The sequence below is a fragment of the Providencia sp. genome, assembly GCF_052096715.1.
In the GTDB taxonomy this organism is placed as follows: domain Bacteria; phylum Pseudomonadota; class Gammaproteobacteria; order Enterobacterales; family Enterobacteriaceae; genus Providencia.
The window spans coordinates 25,431-42,185 of the sequence record NZ_JBQDNB010000020.1; the positions used below are offsets into that span (position 1 = coordinate 25,431).

Annotated in this window: 14 protein-coding genes and 1 tRNA gene; 8 read left to right on the plus strand and 7 right to left on the minus strand. The window is 39.2% G+C overall.

The genetic code is table 11. The annotated features are described in order from the left end of the window. Window positions 1–86: 86 nt before the first annotated feature. Both ACTH6U_RS14815 and ghrA read right to left on the minus strand, forming a co-directional pair. Window positions 87–632 carry a TorD/DmsD family molecular chaperone gene (locus ACTH6U_RS14815; RefSeq protein WP_294103395.1) on the minus strand — a complete coding sequence of 182 codons (546 nt, stop codon included), beginning with the start codon at window positions 630–632 and terminating at the stop codon, window positions 87–89. A 208-nt stretch (window positions 633–840) separates the two neighbouring features. Next, window positions 841–1,782, minus strand: coding sequence for a glyoxylate/hydroxypyruvate reductase GhrA (gene ghrA / locus ACTH6U_RS14820; RefSeq protein WP_294103391.1), 942 nt, complete (start codon window positions 1,780–1,782; stop codon window positions 841–843). Window positions 1,783–2,135: 353 nt separating this feature from the next. Between ghrA and ACTH6U_RS14825 the strand changes: the two genes are divergently transcribed. Continuing rightward, window positions 2,136–2,225, plus strand: a tRNA-Ser gene (locus ACTH6U_RS14825). Window positions 2,226–2,247: 22 nt separating this feature from the next. Here the strand turns inward: ACTH6U_RS14825 and ACTH6U_RS14830 are convergent. The 5 genes from ACTH6U_RS14830 to ACTH6U_RS14850 all read right to left on the minus strand — a co-directional run bounded on the left by ACTH6U_RS14830 (window position 2,248) and on the right by ACTH6U_RS14850 (window position 8,444). Continuing rightward, window positions 2,248–3,768, minus strand: coding sequence for an alanine/glycine:cation symporter family protein (locus ACTH6U_RS14830; protein WP_294103389.1), 1,521 nt, complete (start codon window positions 3,766–3,768; stop codon window positions 2,248–2,250). A gap of 88 nt (window positions 3,769–3,856) precedes the next feature. Further along, window positions 3,857–5,341, minus strand: coding sequence for an aldehyde dehydrogenase (locus ACTH6U_RS14835; RefSeq protein WP_294103388.1), 1,485 nt, complete (start codon window positions 5,339–5,341; stop codon window positions 3,857–3,859). Window positions 5,342–5,343: 2 nt separating this feature from the next. Beyond that, window positions 5,344–6,219, minus strand: a complete 876-nt coding sequence (dapA, locus tag ACTH6U_RS14840) for a 4-hydroxy-tetrahydrodipicolinate synthase (RefSeq protein ID WP_441832513.1) — start codon at window positions 6,217–6,219, stop codon at window positions 5,344–5,346. A gap of 17 nt (window positions 6,220–6,236) precedes the next feature. Continuing rightward, window positions 6,237–7,484, minus strand: coding sequence for an NAD(P)/FAD-dependent oxidoreductase (locus ACTH6U_RS14845; RefSeq protein ID WP_441832514.1), 1,248 nt, complete (start codon window positions 7,482–7,484; stop codon window positions 6,237–6,239). 9 nt (window positions 7,485–7,493) lie between these two features. Next, window positions 7,494–8,444: a proline racemase family protein gene (locus ACTH6U_RS14850; protein WP_441832515.1), complete on the minus strand. Its 951-nt coding sequence runs from the start codon at window positions 8,442–8,444 to the stop codon at window positions 7,494–7,496. 153 nt (window positions 8,445–8,597) lie between these two features. Here ACTH6U_RS14850 and ACTH6U_RS14855 point away from each other — a divergent pair, with 153 nt between their 5' ends. The 7 genes from ACTH6U_RS14855 to ACTH6U_RS14885 all read left to right on the plus strand — a co-directional run bounded on the left by ACTH6U_RS14855 (window position 8,598) and on the right by ACTH6U_RS14885 (window position 16,573). After that, window positions 8,598–9,422, plus strand: a complete 825-nt coding sequence (locus ACTH6U_RS14855) for a helix-turn-helix domain-containing protein (protein WP_441832516.1) — start codon at window positions 8,598–8,600, stop codon at window positions 9,420–9,422. 99 nt (window positions 9,423–9,521) lie between these two features. Continuing rightward, the gene (locus tag ACTH6U_RS14860; RefSeq protein ID WP_441832517.1) at window positions 9,522–10,922 is read left to right on the plus strand and encodes an MFS transporter; all 1,401 of its coding nucleotides are present in this window, start codon (window positions 9,522–9,524) and stop codon (window positions 10,920–10,922) included. 47 nt (window positions 10,923–10,969) lie between these two features. Continuing rightward, window positions 10,970–11,899 (plus strand): LysR family transcriptional regulator, encoded by a 930-nt coding sequence (locus ACTH6U_RS14865; RefSeq protein ID WP_441832518.1) that lies wholly within the window; start codon window positions 10,970–10,972, stop codon window positions 11,897–11,899. Window positions 11,900–12,131: 232 nt separating this feature from the next. Next, window positions 12,132–12,755, plus strand: a complete 624-nt coding sequence (locus ACTH6U_RS14870) for a CDP-alcohol phosphatidyltransferase family protein (RefSeq protein WP_294103378.1) — start codon at window positions 12,132–12,134, stop codon at window positions 12,753–12,755. Between the two features lie 9 nt (window positions 12,756–12,764). After that, window positions 12,765–14,552 carry a bifunctional alpha/beta hydrolase/class I SAM-dependent methyltransferase gene (locus tag ACTH6U_RS14875; RefSeq protein ID WP_441832519.1) on the plus strand — a complete coding sequence of 596 codons (1,788 nt, stop codon included), beginning with the start codon at window positions 12,765–12,767 and terminating at the stop codon, window positions 14,550–14,552. Between the two features lie 276 nt (window positions 14,553–14,828). After that, complete coding sequence (locus ACTH6U_RS14880; protein ID WP_441832520.1) at window positions 14,829–16,169, plus strand: phosphatase PAP2/dual specificity phosphatase family protein; 1,341 nt, start codon at window positions 14,829–14,831, stop codon at window positions 16,167–16,169. Beyond that, window positions 16,166–16,573 (plus strand): hypothetical protein, encoded by a 408-nt coding sequence (locus tag ACTH6U_RS14885; RefSeq protein WP_441832521.1) that lies wholly within the window; start codon window positions 16,166–16,168, stop codon window positions 16,571–16,573. Before ACTH6U_RS14880 ends, ACTH6U_RS14885 begins: the two co-directional genes overlap by 4 nt. Window positions 16,574–16,755: the final 182 nt, after the last annotated feature.

The following is a 16,755-nucleotide window of genomic DNA, read 5'->3' on the forward strand; positions in this document are numbered from 1 at the left end:
AATGTAGCAATAGGCTAAGTGGCGTTTTTTACATCACAATTAACTGAGTCTACCAATAAAATATTTTAAAATATCCTTATTCTCATTTACTCTGAATCTAATTCATCACGTAATACAATCACAGCATCACGGGCAATTTGAGCTAGTGTGCGATAAAAAACAGTTGTAGCATGCGCTTCAACTTTACCTAAAAATGTCCCACTCCAACTCAAAATATAACTATCAAACAACTCTTCTTGCGCCGCAGTTTCATCTTCTGCTGCTTGATCTTCAAGCCAAGATGCCGCAAGAAGTAAAGCACCGAATGAATCTGTATGAGAATCGGTTAATGGCATAGCTCTTAATGTCAAAAATTCACGAATTTCAGGCTCAGTAATTTCAGCATCATAATCATTAGCACGCATAGATACCGCAGGCTCAGTGCCACCAAACATTCCTTGATAGTCCTTGGTAATCGCATTGATATCAACAGATGTTGCCATTCTCGCCCAAAGCTCATCTTGTTCAATTGGCCAAGATGCCTTTAGTTTGTCTTGTGCAATTAAATCGAGTAATGGTTTTACCAGCACATCGTCTGGTGAGCGTTGAAACAGTGTGCCTAAGATACGACAGACAATTGAGAATTCATTCATTTACCGGTTCCTTTTTCGGTTACTATGTAATCACTTCGCTAAAATGATTACGCTTTAAAATTAGTATACCTTAAAAGTCGGCTAAACCACCCATAACCTAAGATTAAGACAGGGGGGTGATTAAAAAAGCGTAAAGATTTGGCTTTACGCTTAAAGCGCTCACGTTGCAGCTAGTGAATAGTGCTACAACGTGAAACATAATGGGATATTAGTATCCTCGAATTAAATCAACGATACCTTCAGGCGTTTGCCCTGCTTCGATACGTTTAATATTACTCGCTATCATATCCATCGCTTCTAATGGTTTAGTAAACGCTGCAACATGAGGAGTTATCGCGATACGTGGATGGGTCCAAAATGGATGCATTTGTGACAAAGGTTCATTAGCAAAAACATCAAGAGAGGCTCCAGCCACTTGCCCTATTTCAAGAGCGGATAACAAATCTTGTTCAATAAGATGAGCGCCTCGAGCAAGATTGATGATATACGAATTTGGCTGTAACTGGCTGAACAGTTGCTGATTCAAGATACCCACCGTCTCTGGAGTGCTCGGTAACAAGTTAATAATCACTCGCGTACCAGAAAGAAAACTCGGCAGTTGGTCTTTACCATAATAACTTTTCACATTATCAATGTGCTTTTCAGAGCGACTCCAAGTTCTAACATGAAAACCAAAACTAATTAAACGCTTAGCCACGGCTTGCCCTAGTGCTCCTGCCCCCATAATTCCCACCACAAATTCTTCGTGTTGGTAAGCGGGTAATGGTTTCCACTGACGCTGAGATTGTAGTTGGCGATACTCATCCATTCGACGAAAATAAGATAATACTTTAGCCATTGCATATTCTTCCATTTGAATGGCCATACCGGTATCTTCAAGGCGCATCAGTGGAACACCTGCGGGTAAAGTTCCTGGATTGTCTTGTTCTTGTTTTAAGATTGCGTCAACACCGGCACCTAATGCAAAAATACCCTTCAGATCTTTTCTACCAGCTAAACACTCATATGGTGGCAACCAAACCATCGCGTAATCAGCATGTTGGTTATCCCCTTTTTCCCACTGACGAATATTGGCTTGCGGTAATCTTACCCGCATCCCCTCAATCCATTGCTTCGCATCAAAAAATGGGTGGTAAAATAAAATATTCATGGCAACTCCTCTTGGGTTTCTAACAGAGTGTGCGTAAAGGAGTTTATTTTCAAGTCAATACAACCATCTAGATTGCACCCGATCAGTATTTTGTTAAGTAGATAACGAATTTTGCAATAATACCTTGCAGTTTAAATTAACAAATAATAATTAAATAAAATTAGAAACTAACTTCGTCGAATAGATAATAATCAAATTGATTTTTATTTAACTAAACAACCACAAAAACAAGAATAATAAGCAATAGGGAGTTGACGTAAGGCGCTATTTTCCCTATAGTAGCGCCCCGTTGCAGTGCAAGTTTATAAAGTAGTTTTTTATATCTTATAATGTAACGACAGCATTAAAAATACGGTGAGGTGTCCGAGAGGCTGAAGGAGCACGCCTGGAAAGTGTGTATACGTGCGAACGTATCGAGGGTTCGAACCCCTCTCTCACCGCCATTTTTAAGCAAATTTTTTATATCTACTTTTCAATTAACTCTTCCTTAGTCAGTCTGCTTTCAGTTTTAATTTCTGTTTGAATAACACCATAACCTTTCGCATGATATTCACGACTGATGTCTTCCCAAAGCTCTGCATTTTCAACACCAGCAACTTTAGGATCAAACACTGGGTCAACCCCAAGTTTTTCCTGCCTTTCGTAATCTCTAAGAGCCCTAAGCGCTGGCTTAGATAAAAAGACAATTGCGACCAAGTTTAAATAGCTCATACTACCAAAACCAATATCACCCAGCCCCCACATGATACTAACGGATTGCACACTTCCCATAAAAACAATCCCTAAAAAAACAAATTTTAGTATCAATTTTAAGACTGGATAAGAGAGCTTGCGGTCGAGATAAACTATGGTCGTTTCTGCTATATAGTAGTAAGCCATCAAAGTGGTGAATGCAAATAAGAACACAGCTATCGAGACAAACCCCGATCCCGCGGAGGTAAATACCGTTGATACGGCCATTTGAGTCCAAGCTGTACCAGCCGCGACACCAGGGACATATTCAACTAACGCCGTTGCAGAGCCATCAGGGAATACATTGTACATATTGGTCACTAAAATCATCAAACCTGATGCAGTACATACCACAACAGTATCAATATAAATAGAAAATGCTTGGATAAGGCCCTGTTTTACGGGATGGCTAACTTCGGCTGCCGCTGAGCTAAATGTTGCCTCGCCGGCACCTGCAACATTCGAAAATACGGCGCGGCGTACCCCCCACGAAACCGCAGTACCGATAATTCCACCAAATACCGCATCCATTCCCAATGCACTACGGAATATTAAGCTGAACATCGCTGGCACTTTTTCGAAGTGACTCCCTAAAATAATGACCATCATGATGATATAAGCGATAGCCATCAACGGTACAATTTTATCGGCAGCACTAGCAATACGTTTGACACCGCCAAAAATTAGCCATGCCATTAATACGGTAACAATCGCACCAGTCACCATCGGGGGAATATTAAATGAAGTTTGGAATGAATCCGCAATAGTATTTGCTTGAATACCCGGCACTAATACACCATAAGATAAACAAATCACTACCGCGACCATAATCGCAAATGGTTTTAATTTTAAGCCCTTTTCAATGTAATAAGGAGAACCACCACGATACTGCCCATCAGAACGCTGCTTATAAATTTGCGCTAATGTGGATTCGATAAATGCACTCGCACCGCCCAATAGCCCCATGACTACCATCCAAAATATAGCTCCCGGCCCTCCCGCTGCGATTGCAGTAGCAACACCGGCAATATTACCTACGCCAACACGACCAGATAGTGCAAGGCAAAATGCTTGGAATGATGATATCCCTTCTTTAGAGGCTTTATTTTCTTTTAGTAAGCAAACCATTTTGATTAAGTAGCGAAATTGCACACCACGCGTGAGCAGCGTAAAATAAAGCCCAACACCCAGCGATAATATCACTAATGCATTACCCCAGATGTAACCAACGATGGTATTTACGATGGCTTCCATATGAATACTCCTTCGTTATTGTAATAATATGTTTTATGTTTGTAGGGTAAAAAAAACCTGAGCCAATATTGGCTCAGGTTATTGTGATTTAATGATTGATAAACCAGATAACTTTAGTTTGGGTGTATTGTTCAAATGCCTCAATTCCGTTGTCTTTCCCCCCAAAACCTGATTGACGAAAACCGCCAAACGGTGTGGTAATATTTCCTTCACTAAATCCATTAATAGAAATAGTGCCCGCATTGATCTGCCGTGCAATATTCATCACACGATGGATATTTTGACTATAAAAAGAGGCCGCAAGCCCATATTGAGTATCATTAGCCAATGCGACCGCTTCTTCATCTGTATTAAAAGAGGTAACGGCTAAAATAGGTCCGAAAACTTCCTGCTTAAAGAGCGACATCTGTGGTGTAATATCATCAAAAATTGTTGGTTCAATATACCAACCAGCACCTATTTCACTGTGTATTTTACCCCCAGTAACAAGATGCCCGCCTTCTTTAATTGTGAGCGCTAAAAATGATTTAACTTTTTCAAAATGCGCTTCTTCTACCATGGGACCGATAGAAACATCAGCATCCATCGGATTGCCTACTTTCCATAATGCGGCCGCTGCAATCAGTTTTTCGAGTAATAATGGCTTAATCCGTTCATGCACAATAAGCCGCGAACCACAACTGCAATTCTCACTCATATTCCAAAACGCAGCAGCCATAATATGAGGAATAGCAGCATCGATGTCAGCATCTTCGAACACTACTTGCGGACTTTTTCCACCACACTCAAGAACGATTTCCTTTAAGTTACTTTCTGCCGAATATTTTAAAAATAAGCGCCCTACCTCAGTTGAACCGGTAAAAGAGACCATATCTACATCACTATGTCGGCCAAGCGCCTCCCCAACTTTTTCACCTAATCCACACACTAAACTCAACGCACCTTTAGGTACGCCCGCTTCATAAGCAAGTTCCACTAAGCGATAAGCGCTTAATGACGTTAATTCTGCGGGTTTTACAATCACGGAATTACCTACCGCTAACGCCGGTGCAACTTTCCAAGCAAACATCTGAGCAGGAAAATTCCAAGGCAATACAGCGCCGACGACGCCAATCGGCTCATGTACAATCAAACCCAACTCTTGTTGACTCGTCGGAGCGACCTTACCAAATAATTTATCTACCGCTTCTGCATACCAATAAAAAGTTTCAATGGTAGCGGGTAAATCAGTGTTCAAACATTCGGTAATTGGCTTACCTGCATCGATACAATCAAGTGCAGCAAGCTCTTCACTGTGTTCTTCAACCAATTGCGCCCACCGTAACATAACTTGTTTTCGTTGCTGAGGAGATAACCCACGCCAGTTACCCGCTTTAAATGTTGAGCGAGCAAGACTAACGGCAGCATCGATATCGCTCACACTTCCATCAGCAATATAACCAATCACACTGTTATCGATAGGTGTTCGATTCTCTAATTTTGCTGCGTTACTTTGATAATCTTCAATTAAATTACCCGCCCATAATTTCCCTTTTTTAGCACGTTCAAATACCTGCTCTTTACTTATTTTCATTATTATTTCCCTTCTATCGTGATAAGAGAAAGGAACTCATCTCGTTCAGAGTCAGAAATATTAGTTAATGGTAATCGAACGGGTCCAACCTTAAATGCACTTTTAAAACAGCCGGCTTTCGCTTTTTGATTATAATTACCTGATTCCATCGAATAAATTGCAGGATAGATTTCATTCATGATCTGCTTTGCTTTTCCCCAATCTTCTTGTACTGAAGCTTCATAGATAGCCACTTGCTCTACAGGAAATACATTTCCTGATCCAGCGATCCAGCTTCTGGCCCCCCAAAAGAAGAAGTCGACAGGCTGGTCATCACAGCCACAAATAACTTCGAAATTCTCAAATGAAGTTTGAAGAAGACGTAATGCACGACTAAAATCCCCGCTGCTTTCTTTAATGGCCACAATATTGTCAATTTCAGCTAGTTTCACGACAGTGTCATATTCAATTTCAATACCAATACGCGCAGGAAAGTTATACATAATGATGGGGAGCGATGTTGACGAGGCGACTTTTTGATAATGGGCAAATACCCCTTGCTGGTCAGGTAGGCTATACGGGGGTGGCGATAACATTAATCCTTCATAACCTAATTGCTTTGCTTGTTCCGCGCGATTTATAGCACCTTCGGTTGATAGATCATTAATCCCCGCTATCAACGTAACTCTTCCCTTCGCCACTTTACTTACTGTCATCAGTACTGTTTTACGCTCCTCTTCATTCAAAGCGTAATATTCACCAGTGGTTCCACAAACCACTAAACCTGTCACACCACTGTCGATAAGTTTTTCGGTTAATTTAGCTAACCCACTAATATTCAATGACAAATTATCATGAAATGGTGTAACGATAGGAACTAGGATGCCATGAAAATTCATTGGAATTCTCCTCAAAATTAAAGAAATCTTTCGATGGTAAAAGGCAAACAATCGACCACTGTCGGTTGCTCGTGGATCAAGTTATTGACAATATCTGCGGTGAGAGCAGCTTGTGTAAGTCCCAAATGTTGATGCCCAAAAGCAAAAATATAAGGGCCTTTTTTATCGATTACGGGTAATGAATCTGAGGTCGTCGGACGAAACCCCATCCATTCACTGCTTTGTTGGGTATTTAATGATTTATTCAGCATCGGCGTCGCTAGAGGAATAAAGTGGCGTGCCCGCTGCATGTTAGGTGGACGCGTCAACCCTGCATATTCAACTGTACCTGCAAGACGCAATCCACCCTTCATTGGCGTCATAATAAAACGCCGATCCATGCTAGATACGGGCACAGTCAGCCTGTTGATTTCTTTCGGTAGCATCAAGTGATAACCACGTTCCGTCTCAAGAGGCACATTAATACGGCTAACCATCTTCACTAATGATTTAGAAAATGCGCCACCCGCAATCACCACTTTTTGTGCATCAAATTCACCTTGTGTTGTGGTGATTAACGCTTTATCACTCGATGATGAGTTAATGGCGGTCACTTCACAGCCTGTCAGCACATTTCCACCTAATTGTTGAAACGCTTGTACTAGCCGTGCATGTAATGCAGTCAAGTCCGTGACATGCCCAGTATTCGGATAAAAAAGCCCGCCGAGTTGACTGGTAGCTAATCCAGGCTCACGAACCAATAGCTGTTCTTGAGTTAGAAATTGATTTTGCACCCCAATACTGTTGAGGTATTCCCCATGTTGATTTAATTTATCCAGCGTTTTTAGCTTTTCTGCAACCAACAACGAGCCGGTTAGTTTAACTAAATCATCTAGTTGCCATTTCTGCTCAAAGGCTTGCCATGAGGTTAATGAAGCGCTATTGAATATTGCTAATGTTCGATGGATGCGCATAAAATGTTTATGTCGCATATTTCCCAGTAATTTCAATAACCAAGGCGTTAGCGGTAATAAATATCGCCAATCTAAACGCAAAGCACCAAGAGGATCGAAAAGCATACCGGGAATTGATTTCAAAATAGAGGGATCAGCAATAGGAAAAACTTGTTCGGTCGCTATATGCCCTGCGTTACCAAATGACGCGCCGGAACCAATCTCATTTTTATCAACCAATAAGACATCAGTTCCCTCAGCTTGCACCGATAACGCAATGCTTAAGCCAATAATGCCACCACCAATCACCACCACCGGATATTTTTTAGTCATGATGACACCTCACGCGGCCGTGATGCCAAAACGAAATGGATCTTGCTCATCAATTAATAAGCTATTTTGCCCACTAATATAGGCAGTACCACGGATAGTTGGGATGATGCCATTTTCATCAGAAGGTTGGTAACTGGCTTGGAATTGGCTGCCGATAACGCTGGCTTGATGCCATATTTCGCCCGCCGCCAATTTTTTATCCGCCGCAAGGCATGCAAGCTTGGCACTAGTTCCCGTTCCACAAGGTGAACGGTCATAAGCACCACCAGGACAGAGCACAAAACTTTGGCTATTGGCGTTGGGATGTGAGCCAAATAATTCGATATGGTCAATTTCTTGGTTATCTTTGCCGTATATACCTTGAGAAGCTAGGCCTTGCTTGATTTTTAAACACAGCTCAGTCAACGCTTTAGCATCACGATAGTGAATATCGATAGGGGAATTTTCAACCAGAAAAAACCAATTACCTCCCCATGCAATATCTCCAACAATGACACCTACATCAGGAATATTAATTTGCACTGCCTTACGGTAACGGTAGGAATAAACATTTTGAATACTAACGCTGCCATCTTGGTGTAATTGCGCGGTAACATCCCCCACGGGTGTTTCAATCAGATGTTTGCCATAAGATATCTGACCTAAAAAATGTAATGACGTGATTAAACCAATCGTGCCATGCCCACACATCCCTAAATAACCTTCATTATTAAAAAAAATAACACCCGCGGCGGCTTTAGGATTTTGTGGTCGACATAATAATGCGCCAACCAAAATGTCATTGCCGCGAGGCTCTAAGATCGTGGTGCAACGCCATTGGTCATATTGAGTGCGTAATATTTCTAGACGAGAAGCCATATTTAAATCACCCAATTCAGGGAAGCCATTAATAACTAAACGCGTTGGCTCTCCTGCTGTATGTGAATCAATAACTTCTATTTTTCGGTACTGCTTCTGCATTAGATTATCCCTGTTAAAATTTAATTGTTAACAAGATGCTTGATTTTTGTTAATAACTCTTGATATCTTTCAAGTCAACTTATGCGCTTTTCTGCACAATATAAAAATATTTTAGATAACTAACAAAAATTGTTTAACGGACAGGAGCACGGCATGATTAACTTAAATAAATTGCTGTTGATTAGTCAGGAAAATATGTTATTCCCTATTGATAATATTAATAATTTTCTTAATCATCTAAGGTTGATTATGCCATTAATTAATACCTTGCCGAACGTGACTTTTTTTGTAAAAGATAATAATGCTAAATACTTACTTGCTAATGAAAACCTTGCTAAACGTTGTAAAATTGACACCGTAAATAATGTGATTGGTAAACGCGCCGAGGATATTTTTCATATCGATTTAGGTCAAAGTTATAGTTCACAAGATTATTTGGTAATGCAGAAAAAAATTAGTGTTATCAATAAACTTGAATTGCATCTTTATACAGCAGGATTATTAGGTTGGTGTCTAACAACAAAAGTACCTATATTTAACACTCGGAACCAAGTGATTGGTGTTGCGGGAATTTCTGTTGATTTGCAAGATGTAAAATCTATTAGTCCTAAGCTTAATAGCCAACTTAGCCGAGTTGAACGTTTTATTAGTCATCATTTTGATACCGCAATTAAAATCACAACACTTGCCGATATTTCAGGCCTGTCACTTTCACAACTAAATCGCCAATTTAAATCTATTTTTTTAATTACTCCTCAACAATATATTCAGAAAAAACGCCTAGAACATGCGATAGAATTATTAGATGAAGATTATTCTATTACTGATATATCAATTAAATGCGCTTATGCAGATCACAGTGCTTTTTGTCGAAAATTTAAAGAGATGACCACAATGACACCAAGCCAATTTAAGCGAATGCGCTCAAAAATAGAAAGAAATAATCATATTGAAACACATAGCAACTATAGCCTCTAATGCAACACTGCTATTCGGTTAACGCCTCTTCTGACTATGGCATAAACGCATTAATCTACCTTTAGTTTTTAACCATTCAAACTATGGGTCGAATATAATATGCAAAATATTAATTCATTAAAGCGATATCTTATTGCGCTTTCTTTACCAATATTTCTGTCTTCACTCAGTACTAGCATTACTAATATTGCGGTACCCTCGCTAATATCAGCTTTTAACGCCTCATTCTCACAAGCTCAGTGGGTTATCGTAGCCTATTTAATTACCCTAACCAGCGCTGCTATTTTGACGGGTAGCCTTGGCGATCGCATCAATCGTCGTACCATTTTATTATTTTCACTGAGCCTCTTTATCATTGCTTCTACATTAAGTGGACTTTCACCAACAATAAATTGGTTGATCGGGTTTCGTATTCTACAAGGCGTTGCAGCGGCAGGTATGATCAATACTACCATGGCAATGATTGCAGGATTAAATGCAAAAAATAAAGGCGGATTTGCCATGGGACTGATAGGTTCATTATCGGCTATCGGTACAGCGGCAGGTCCTACTTTAGGTGGATTGTTAATAAACTTATGGGGCTGGCAAGCTATCTTTTTAATTAATATTCCTTTTTCTATTATTGCTTTATTCCTCATCATCCGTTTTGTCCCAAAACCAGCCAGTGACCCTATTGAACATAAACCCATTGATATTCTAGGTCTTTCCCTGCTAACTGTAGCGATTATTCTGTATACCTTTAGTATCGTGAACTGGGGAAGCTATAGCTTCTTATTAATAGCACTATCAGTGATGAGCGTAATTTCATTTGTAATTGTTGAAAAACGTATAGCTCACCCTGTCATTTCTATTGAATTATTAAAGCAACCCATTCTATTTATTGGCGTAATTCTTAGCCTACTGGTTGCAACCGTAATGATGACAACGTTAATTGTTGGGCCATTTTATTTATTGTATAAATTAGTATTATCCCCTTGGCAAATGGGGCTTGTAATGTCTTGTGGTCCAATAGTTGCTGCTTGTGTAGGATTACCCGCAGGAAAATTAGTTGATAAGTTTAATCCAAACACGATTATTTTTTATGCACTCATCTGCATGGTGTCAGGATTCACATTATTTGCACTCTTTGCTCAACACTTATCCATTAGCTTATATCTTCTTTTTATTACGCTGATTACATCTGGCTATGCCGCATTTCAAGCTGCAAATAATACTGCAATCCTATTTGGAGTTAATTCAAATAAAAAATCATTACTGGCTGGCGTGATTAATTTATCGCGTAATTTAGGTTTAATTAATGGTGCCGCATTAATGGCAACATTATTTGCTTTTGCCGCAGGTGGTACAATGAATGCAGCGATGCCACAAGAAAATATAGTAGCCGGTTTTAGATTGACCTTTGCCATCAGTGCAGTTTTAATGTTTGTAGCGTTAAATCTATTATTTTTTCATCAGCGCTATGTTACAAAGCAAAATATCGACAATAATTCTGACAACTAGGCTTAGTGCAAAATTGTGCATTAATACAATATGGTGGTGAGTCCAATATGCTAAATATCGATTTAAATCTGTTAGTAATGCTTAATGCTTTACTAACAGAATGCAATGTAACAAAAGCAGCGCAGCGTTCCAATCTCAGTGTATCTGCGATGAGCCGTGCATTAAACCGCTTACGTACATCGCTCAATGACCCTTTGTTGATGAAATCAGGTAGAACAATGGTGCTCACGCCTTATGCCCTAAGTATTAGAGCACAAGTATCACAACTAATGGATCAACTTGAATATGTCTTTGTTGTTCCCAATAAGCTTGATTTAGCCGTTTTATCTCGACAATTTACACTTCGTGCTTCCGCGGGTTTTGCGGAAAACTACGGTTCAGCATTATTAACATTAATCAGACAACAAGCACCGAATGCGACTCTTCGAATTATCAGTAAAGAAATTAAACACACTCAACAGCTTAAGCAAGGTGATATTGATGCAGAAATTAGTGTCATTACTGATAATACTGATCCAGAACTCAAAAGCCGTTTCCTGTTTAGTGATGTATTCATTGGGGTATGTAATGTTACGCATCCACTCGTTAAGCAACCTATAACGCTAGAATTATTAAATAACTATGATTTCATCGGTGTACAACGACAATATCCATTTAATCAACTAACCCATGAAAATTGTGCTTGCACTTCTACTGACACAATTAAACCCGCCATTCTCAACGTCACTGGGTTTTCAACAGCAATTACCATAGCGAGCCAAAGTCAACTCATTGCTATTGTTCCTAAAAGATTCACTCATATTTTGCGTAACCAAGTTTTAAAACAATCGCTGTTTAGTTTTCCATTACCTTATTCAATTCCTTCATTAAACATTTCGTTATTATGGCATCCAAAGATGCACAGTGACCTTGCTCATAAATGGTTTCGTGACTGTATCCTACAGGTTTGTAATGAGATAAATGACATTGATATTTGATATTTCATGGAACAGATCATAACTAATTCAGCTTAATCTTTTAGTTCATTTGCATTCTTAAAATATGATTTAATATCATTACGTTACCGATCTTTTTTTATTAACCTCATAATTAAATGACAATTCATCCCAAGATTAACTTAGGATAGGTCTTATTGCAGCTAATCGATAATAGCGTATTGATATGTCACAAATCTGTAGAATAACTGCGGTGATTAGTAAGGATAACTAAATGACAATTTATGATCTAAAACCTAAATTTCAGGATCTACTTCGCCCTATTGTTTATAGGCTATTTCAAGCAGGTATTACCGCTAATCAAGTAACGCTTGCTGCGCTGTTATTATCTATTTTTATTGGTGTTTTGTTATTTATTTTTCCTAATCCTCGCCTGTTTATTTTATTACCTTTTGTCTTATTCATTCGTATGGCGCTAAATGCTATTGATGGCATGCTAGCCCGTGAACATAATCAAAAAAGCCACTTTGGTGCTATATTAAATGAGCTCGGTGATGTTATTTCCGATGTTGCCCTGTATCTTCCCTTCGCACTACTTTTTCCAAATGCATCTTGGTGGATTTTACTTATCCTATTATTAGCCATACTCACTGAGTTTATTGGTGTGCTTGCACAAACGATTGGTGCCTCCCGACGTTATGATGGCCCGATTGGTAAAAGTGACCGTGCGTTTATCTTTGGTGCTCTAGGCTTAGTAGCCTGCATTTTTCCCCAAATAGCCTTTGCTAATTGGACTAATTACCTTTTTGCCGCTATTTCTGTGCTGTTATTGTATACCTGTTATAACCGTATCCACCGTGCTATGGCTGAACTTGGCCGTCCTATGGATACTCATTAAGGAATAATGATGAACTTTCAGACAGACTATATGACACAACGCCCTGTGGTTGAATCTCATTTTAAAACAAGTGATCATACATCACTTTTTTACCGTTACTGGGCAACGGAAGATATTACAGATAAAGCCATAATTTTATTTCATCGTGGCCATGAACATTCAGGTCGTATTGCCCATTTAGTCGATGAATTGAATTTACCTGATTATGCCATGTTTGCATGGGATGCCCGCGGGCATGGCGAAAATGACGGTCCTCGTGGTTATAGCCCATCCCTTGGCACATCAATCAGCGATGTAGATGAGTTCGTCCGTTATATTTCAACACAATACCAAATTCCTTTAGAAAATATTATAGTTGTTGGCCAGAGTGTTGGGGCGGTTTTAGTTTCTGCTTGGGTTCACGATTATGCACCTAAAATCCGAGGGATGGTGCTTGCGTCACCCGCTTTTAAAGTAAAACTTTATGTCCCATTTGCACGTAGCGGCTTAGGGCTTATGCAAAAAATACGCGGATTATTTTACGTAAACTCTTATGTCAAAGCTAAATTTCTTACTCATGATGAAAAACGTATTGAGTCATTTAACCGCGATCCATTAATAACTCGCCCTATTGCCGTCAATATTTTGCTTGAACTATATAAAACGGCAGAACGTGTTGTCGCCGATGCAGGAGCAATAACGCTACCAACTCAACTCTTTATTTCTGGAAACGATCACGTCGTTCACCACAAGCCACAACATCAATTTTATGAAAGGCTCAATACGCCAATCAAAGAGAAACATGTTTTAGCTGGCTTCTACCACGATACCCTAGGTGAAAAAGAGCGACATATTCCGATCGAAAAAATGCGTAGTTTTATTACTAAACTCTTTGAGTTCCCTCGTTACCAGCATGATTATCAATTTGAAGACACTTGGAGCGTAAGTGCTGATGCTTTTCGTGCATTAACGGCGCCATTACCAAATTGGTGTCCTAAAAATATTGCTTATAAAATAATGAGCAAATCAATGAGTAGCCTTGGTAAAGCATCGGAAGGTATACGTATCGGCTATGATAAGGGTTTTGACTCAGGTTCAACCCTTGATTATGTGTATCGTGATAAGGCACAAGGTAACGGATTATTTGGCCGAGTCATGGACAGACAATATCTCAATAGTATTGGTTGGCAAGGCATTCGCCAGCGGAAAGTGAATATTGAAAATATTATCCGTCAAGCTATCCGTGATTTAACTGATAGTGGTAAACCCGTGCATATTATGGATATTGCCGCAGGACAAGGTCGTTATATTTTTGATGCAATTAATGATTATGGGAAAGTGCAATCTGTTTTGCTACGTGATTACAGCTCTGTTAACGTAGAACAAGGCCGGCTACATATTAAAGAACGTTTTTTAGAAGATAAAATACGTTTTGAAGAAGGCAATGCCTTTGATGCTGATGATTTAGCCGCTGTCACGCCTGCACCCACTTTAGGTGTTGTCAGTGGTTTATATGAACTATTTCCAAGTAACGAATTGATTAAAGCTTCATTAAGTGGTTTAGCTCGTGCTATCCCTTCGGGCGGATTACTTATCTATACCTGCCAACCTTGGCATCCTCAAGTTGAAATGATTGCACGAGTATTGCCAAGCCATCAAGGTGGCCAAGCTTGGGTTATGCGTTGTCGTAGTCAAGGTGAAATGGATGCATTAGTTGATGCTGCTGGATTTGAGAAACTAAACCAATCTATTGATAACTGGGGAATATTTAGCGTGTCTATTGCTAGGCGCCGTGATCCTGAAAGTAATTCTAAATAGTTAATTCTAATTGATTAATAACCATACTAAAGACTCATCATGACAGGCAGCCTCTATCGGTGCTTGTCATAACTTACATAAGTTGATTCTTCTCGCCAAACAACCTATTTTATTAACTTATTAATTTATCGAAAGCATTTCAATGCATATAAAGTAAGTTAACCCTATTTATCCTGTGGTAACTGAATCACAAGACTACAATGAAAATATTTAACATATAGCATTACAACCGAATAACAGGACTAAAGCTTCCACTTAAAGGAATAGAGCCAAAATATGACTGCCATTCATATATCAGAACAACCGTCATCGCGTCGCCAAATTTGGCTATTTGGTTTTTTATGGCTAGCATTTTTGGCACCATTTTTCTTCCTCACTTATGGGCAGGTCAATACTTATACCGCCACTTTAGCCACTGTGCCTTCTATTGTGTACTCATGGGAGCACCATATACCATTTTGGCCTTGGACGATCATTCCCTATTGGAGTATTGACCTTTTTTATGGGTTATCTTTATTTATTTGCACCACTCGTCGTGAACAATGCATCCATGGCTTACGTTTAATCTTGGCCTCTTTAATCGCCTGTATAGGCTTTTTACTCTTCCCACTTAAGTTCAGTTTTCCTCGCCCAGACACCCTAGGTGTTATGGGTTGGATGTTTGATAGCCTTGAACTTTTTGATTTGCCGTTTAATCAAGCCCCCTCATTACACATTATTTTATTATGGCTTCTTTGGTTACGCTTTCGTGCTCATACCCCAACACAATGGCGTTGGTTACTGCACAGTTGGGCCATCCTGATTTTAATTTCTGTGCTCACCACTTGGCAGCATCATTTCATTGATATTGTTACAGGCTTCGCTGTTGGCATTCTAATTAGTTATCTCTTACCCACTAAGACACGTTGGCAATGGCATTACACTGGTAGCCCACGTAGCCTTAAAATGAGTATAAATTATGGTTTAGCTTCACTTCTTTGCTTTGTGCTCGCTTTTTTAATTCAAGGTGCCGCTTGGTTACTATTATGGCCAGCTATTACCTTATTATTAGTTACTTTTGGCTACTTAGGTGCCGGCGCCTCCGTTTTTCAAAAAACACCTGATGGCACCATATCGCCTTCAGCTACTATTTTACTATTACCATATCGACTATTCGCTTCTTGCACCTATCATTACTTTGCCAAGCAATGTAAGCAACCCAGCGTAGTCAATAAAGATATTATTTTGGGAGGCCGTCCACTATATCCTTTGCAAGCGAAAGCCGTTTTAGATATGACTTGCGAATGGCCTCGCAACTTCTACAGCCAAGGACTCAATTATTGTAGCCAACCCCAAATAGATTTGTTACCACTTAGCCCGGAGGATATTGAACGATCCGTACATACCATGGATACGTTAGTCAAAAGTGGTACAGTCTATATTCATTGCAAACTGGGTTATTCGCGAAGTGCGACTGTTGCTGTTGCTTGGCTCGTTCATAATAGCACCGCTAAAAACATTGAAGAGGCAATCAGAATAGTGAAACAAGCACGGCCACAAGTTGTTTTAAATGCAGCAACCGTGTCTCAGTTATGTCAGTGGTATGAACAATTTCAGATGAAGAGAGTGAGGTCATGAATCTATTAACAAATAAAAATAACGGAGAAGTGATTATCATTTTAACAGCAAGTTGGCGTTATTTCGCGCTAGGCTCTTTACTCGCTTTTACGTGTCAATTTATATTATATCTTTACTCATTTTCGAATCGAATTAGTTTATTTATTGGTACGACTTTATTTATTATTAATCACTACTATATTTATCGCTTATGGTTAGATAATCATTTTTTCAAACTCATCTATCATCAGGGTACCGACCGCCATTTTGATGAGGCATTTCTTTATCTTTTCCCGAATAAACAACCCATTAACAGTATGGAAAAACGTTGGTCTGGCACAAAGAAACTATTTAATTATTGTTTAGTTTCTATTGTCCTACTGTGGGGATGGCTATTACTTTCAATTATAGTTAAGACCATTTAGCCATTTAAATACTAAAGTTAAGGAAACTGACTGAATAAAATATGGCAAAAATCAATCTCTTTTAATAGTTTAGTTTTTTATTTAAAAAATAATTTTTAAATAAAAAGTAATATCTTAAATTGCCAAATTAACTACACTTTAACTATATTGAACAATACCTACCTTAGAATATAACGCTTTTT

Bases quoted from the DNA above. Each gene is read 5' to 3' on its own strand.
- ACTH6U_RS14880 (WP_441832520.1), top strand. From the start codon at position 14,829: ATGACTGCCATTCATATATCAGAACAACCGTCATCGCGTCGCCAAATT.
- ACTH6U_RS14855 (WP_441832516.1), top strand. From the start codon at position 8,598: ATGATTAACTTAAATAAATTGCTGTTGATTAGTCAGGAAAATATGTTA.
- ACTH6U_RS14845 (WP_441832514.1), bottom strand. From the start codon at position 7,484: ATGACTAAAAAATATCCGGTGGTGGTGATTGGTGGTGGCATTATTGGC.
- ghrA (WP_294103391.1), bottom strand. From the start codon at position 1,782: ATGAATATTTTATTTTACCACCCATTTTTTGATGCGAAGCAATGGATT.
- ACTH6U_RS14830 (WP_294103389.1), bottom strand. From the start codon at position 3,768: ATGGAAGCCATCGTAAATACCATCGTTGGTTACATCTGGGGTAATGCA.
- ACTH6U_RS14875 (WP_441832519.1), top strand. From the start codon at position 12,765: ATGAACTTTCAGACAGACTATATGACACAACGCCCTGTGGTTGAATCT.
- dapA (WP_441832513.1), bottom strand. From the start codon at position 6,219: ATGAATTTTCATGGCATCCTAGTTCCTATCGTTACACCATTTCATGAT.
- ACTH6U_RS14860 (WP_441832517.1), top strand. From the start codon at position 9,522: ATGCAAAATATTAATTCATTAAAGCGATATCTTATTGCGCTTTCTTTA.
- ACTH6U_RS14885 (WP_441832521.1), top strand. From the start codon at position 16,166: ATGAATCTATTAACAAATAAAAATAACGGAGAAGTGATTATCATTTTA.
- ACTH6U_RS14870 (WP_294103378.1), top strand. From the start codon at position 12,132: ATGACAATTTATGATCTAAAACCTAAATTTCAGGATCTACTTCGCCCT.
- ACTH6U_RS14865 (WP_441832518.1), top strand. From the start codon at position 10,970: ATGCTAAATATCGATTTAAATCTGTTAGTAATGCTTAATGCTTTACTA.
- ACTH6U_RS14850 (WP_441832515.1), bottom strand. From the start codon at position 8,444: ATGCAGAAGCAGTACCGAAAAATAGAAGTTATTGATTCACATACAGCA.
- ACTH6U_RS14835 (WP_294103388.1), bottom strand. From the start codon at position 5,341: ATGAAAATAAGTAAAGAGCAGGTATTTGAACGTGCTAAAAAAGGGAAA.
- ACTH6U_RS14815 (WP_294103395.1), bottom strand. From the start codon at position 632: ATGAATGAATTCTCAATTGTCTGTCGTATCTTAGGCACACTGTTTCAA.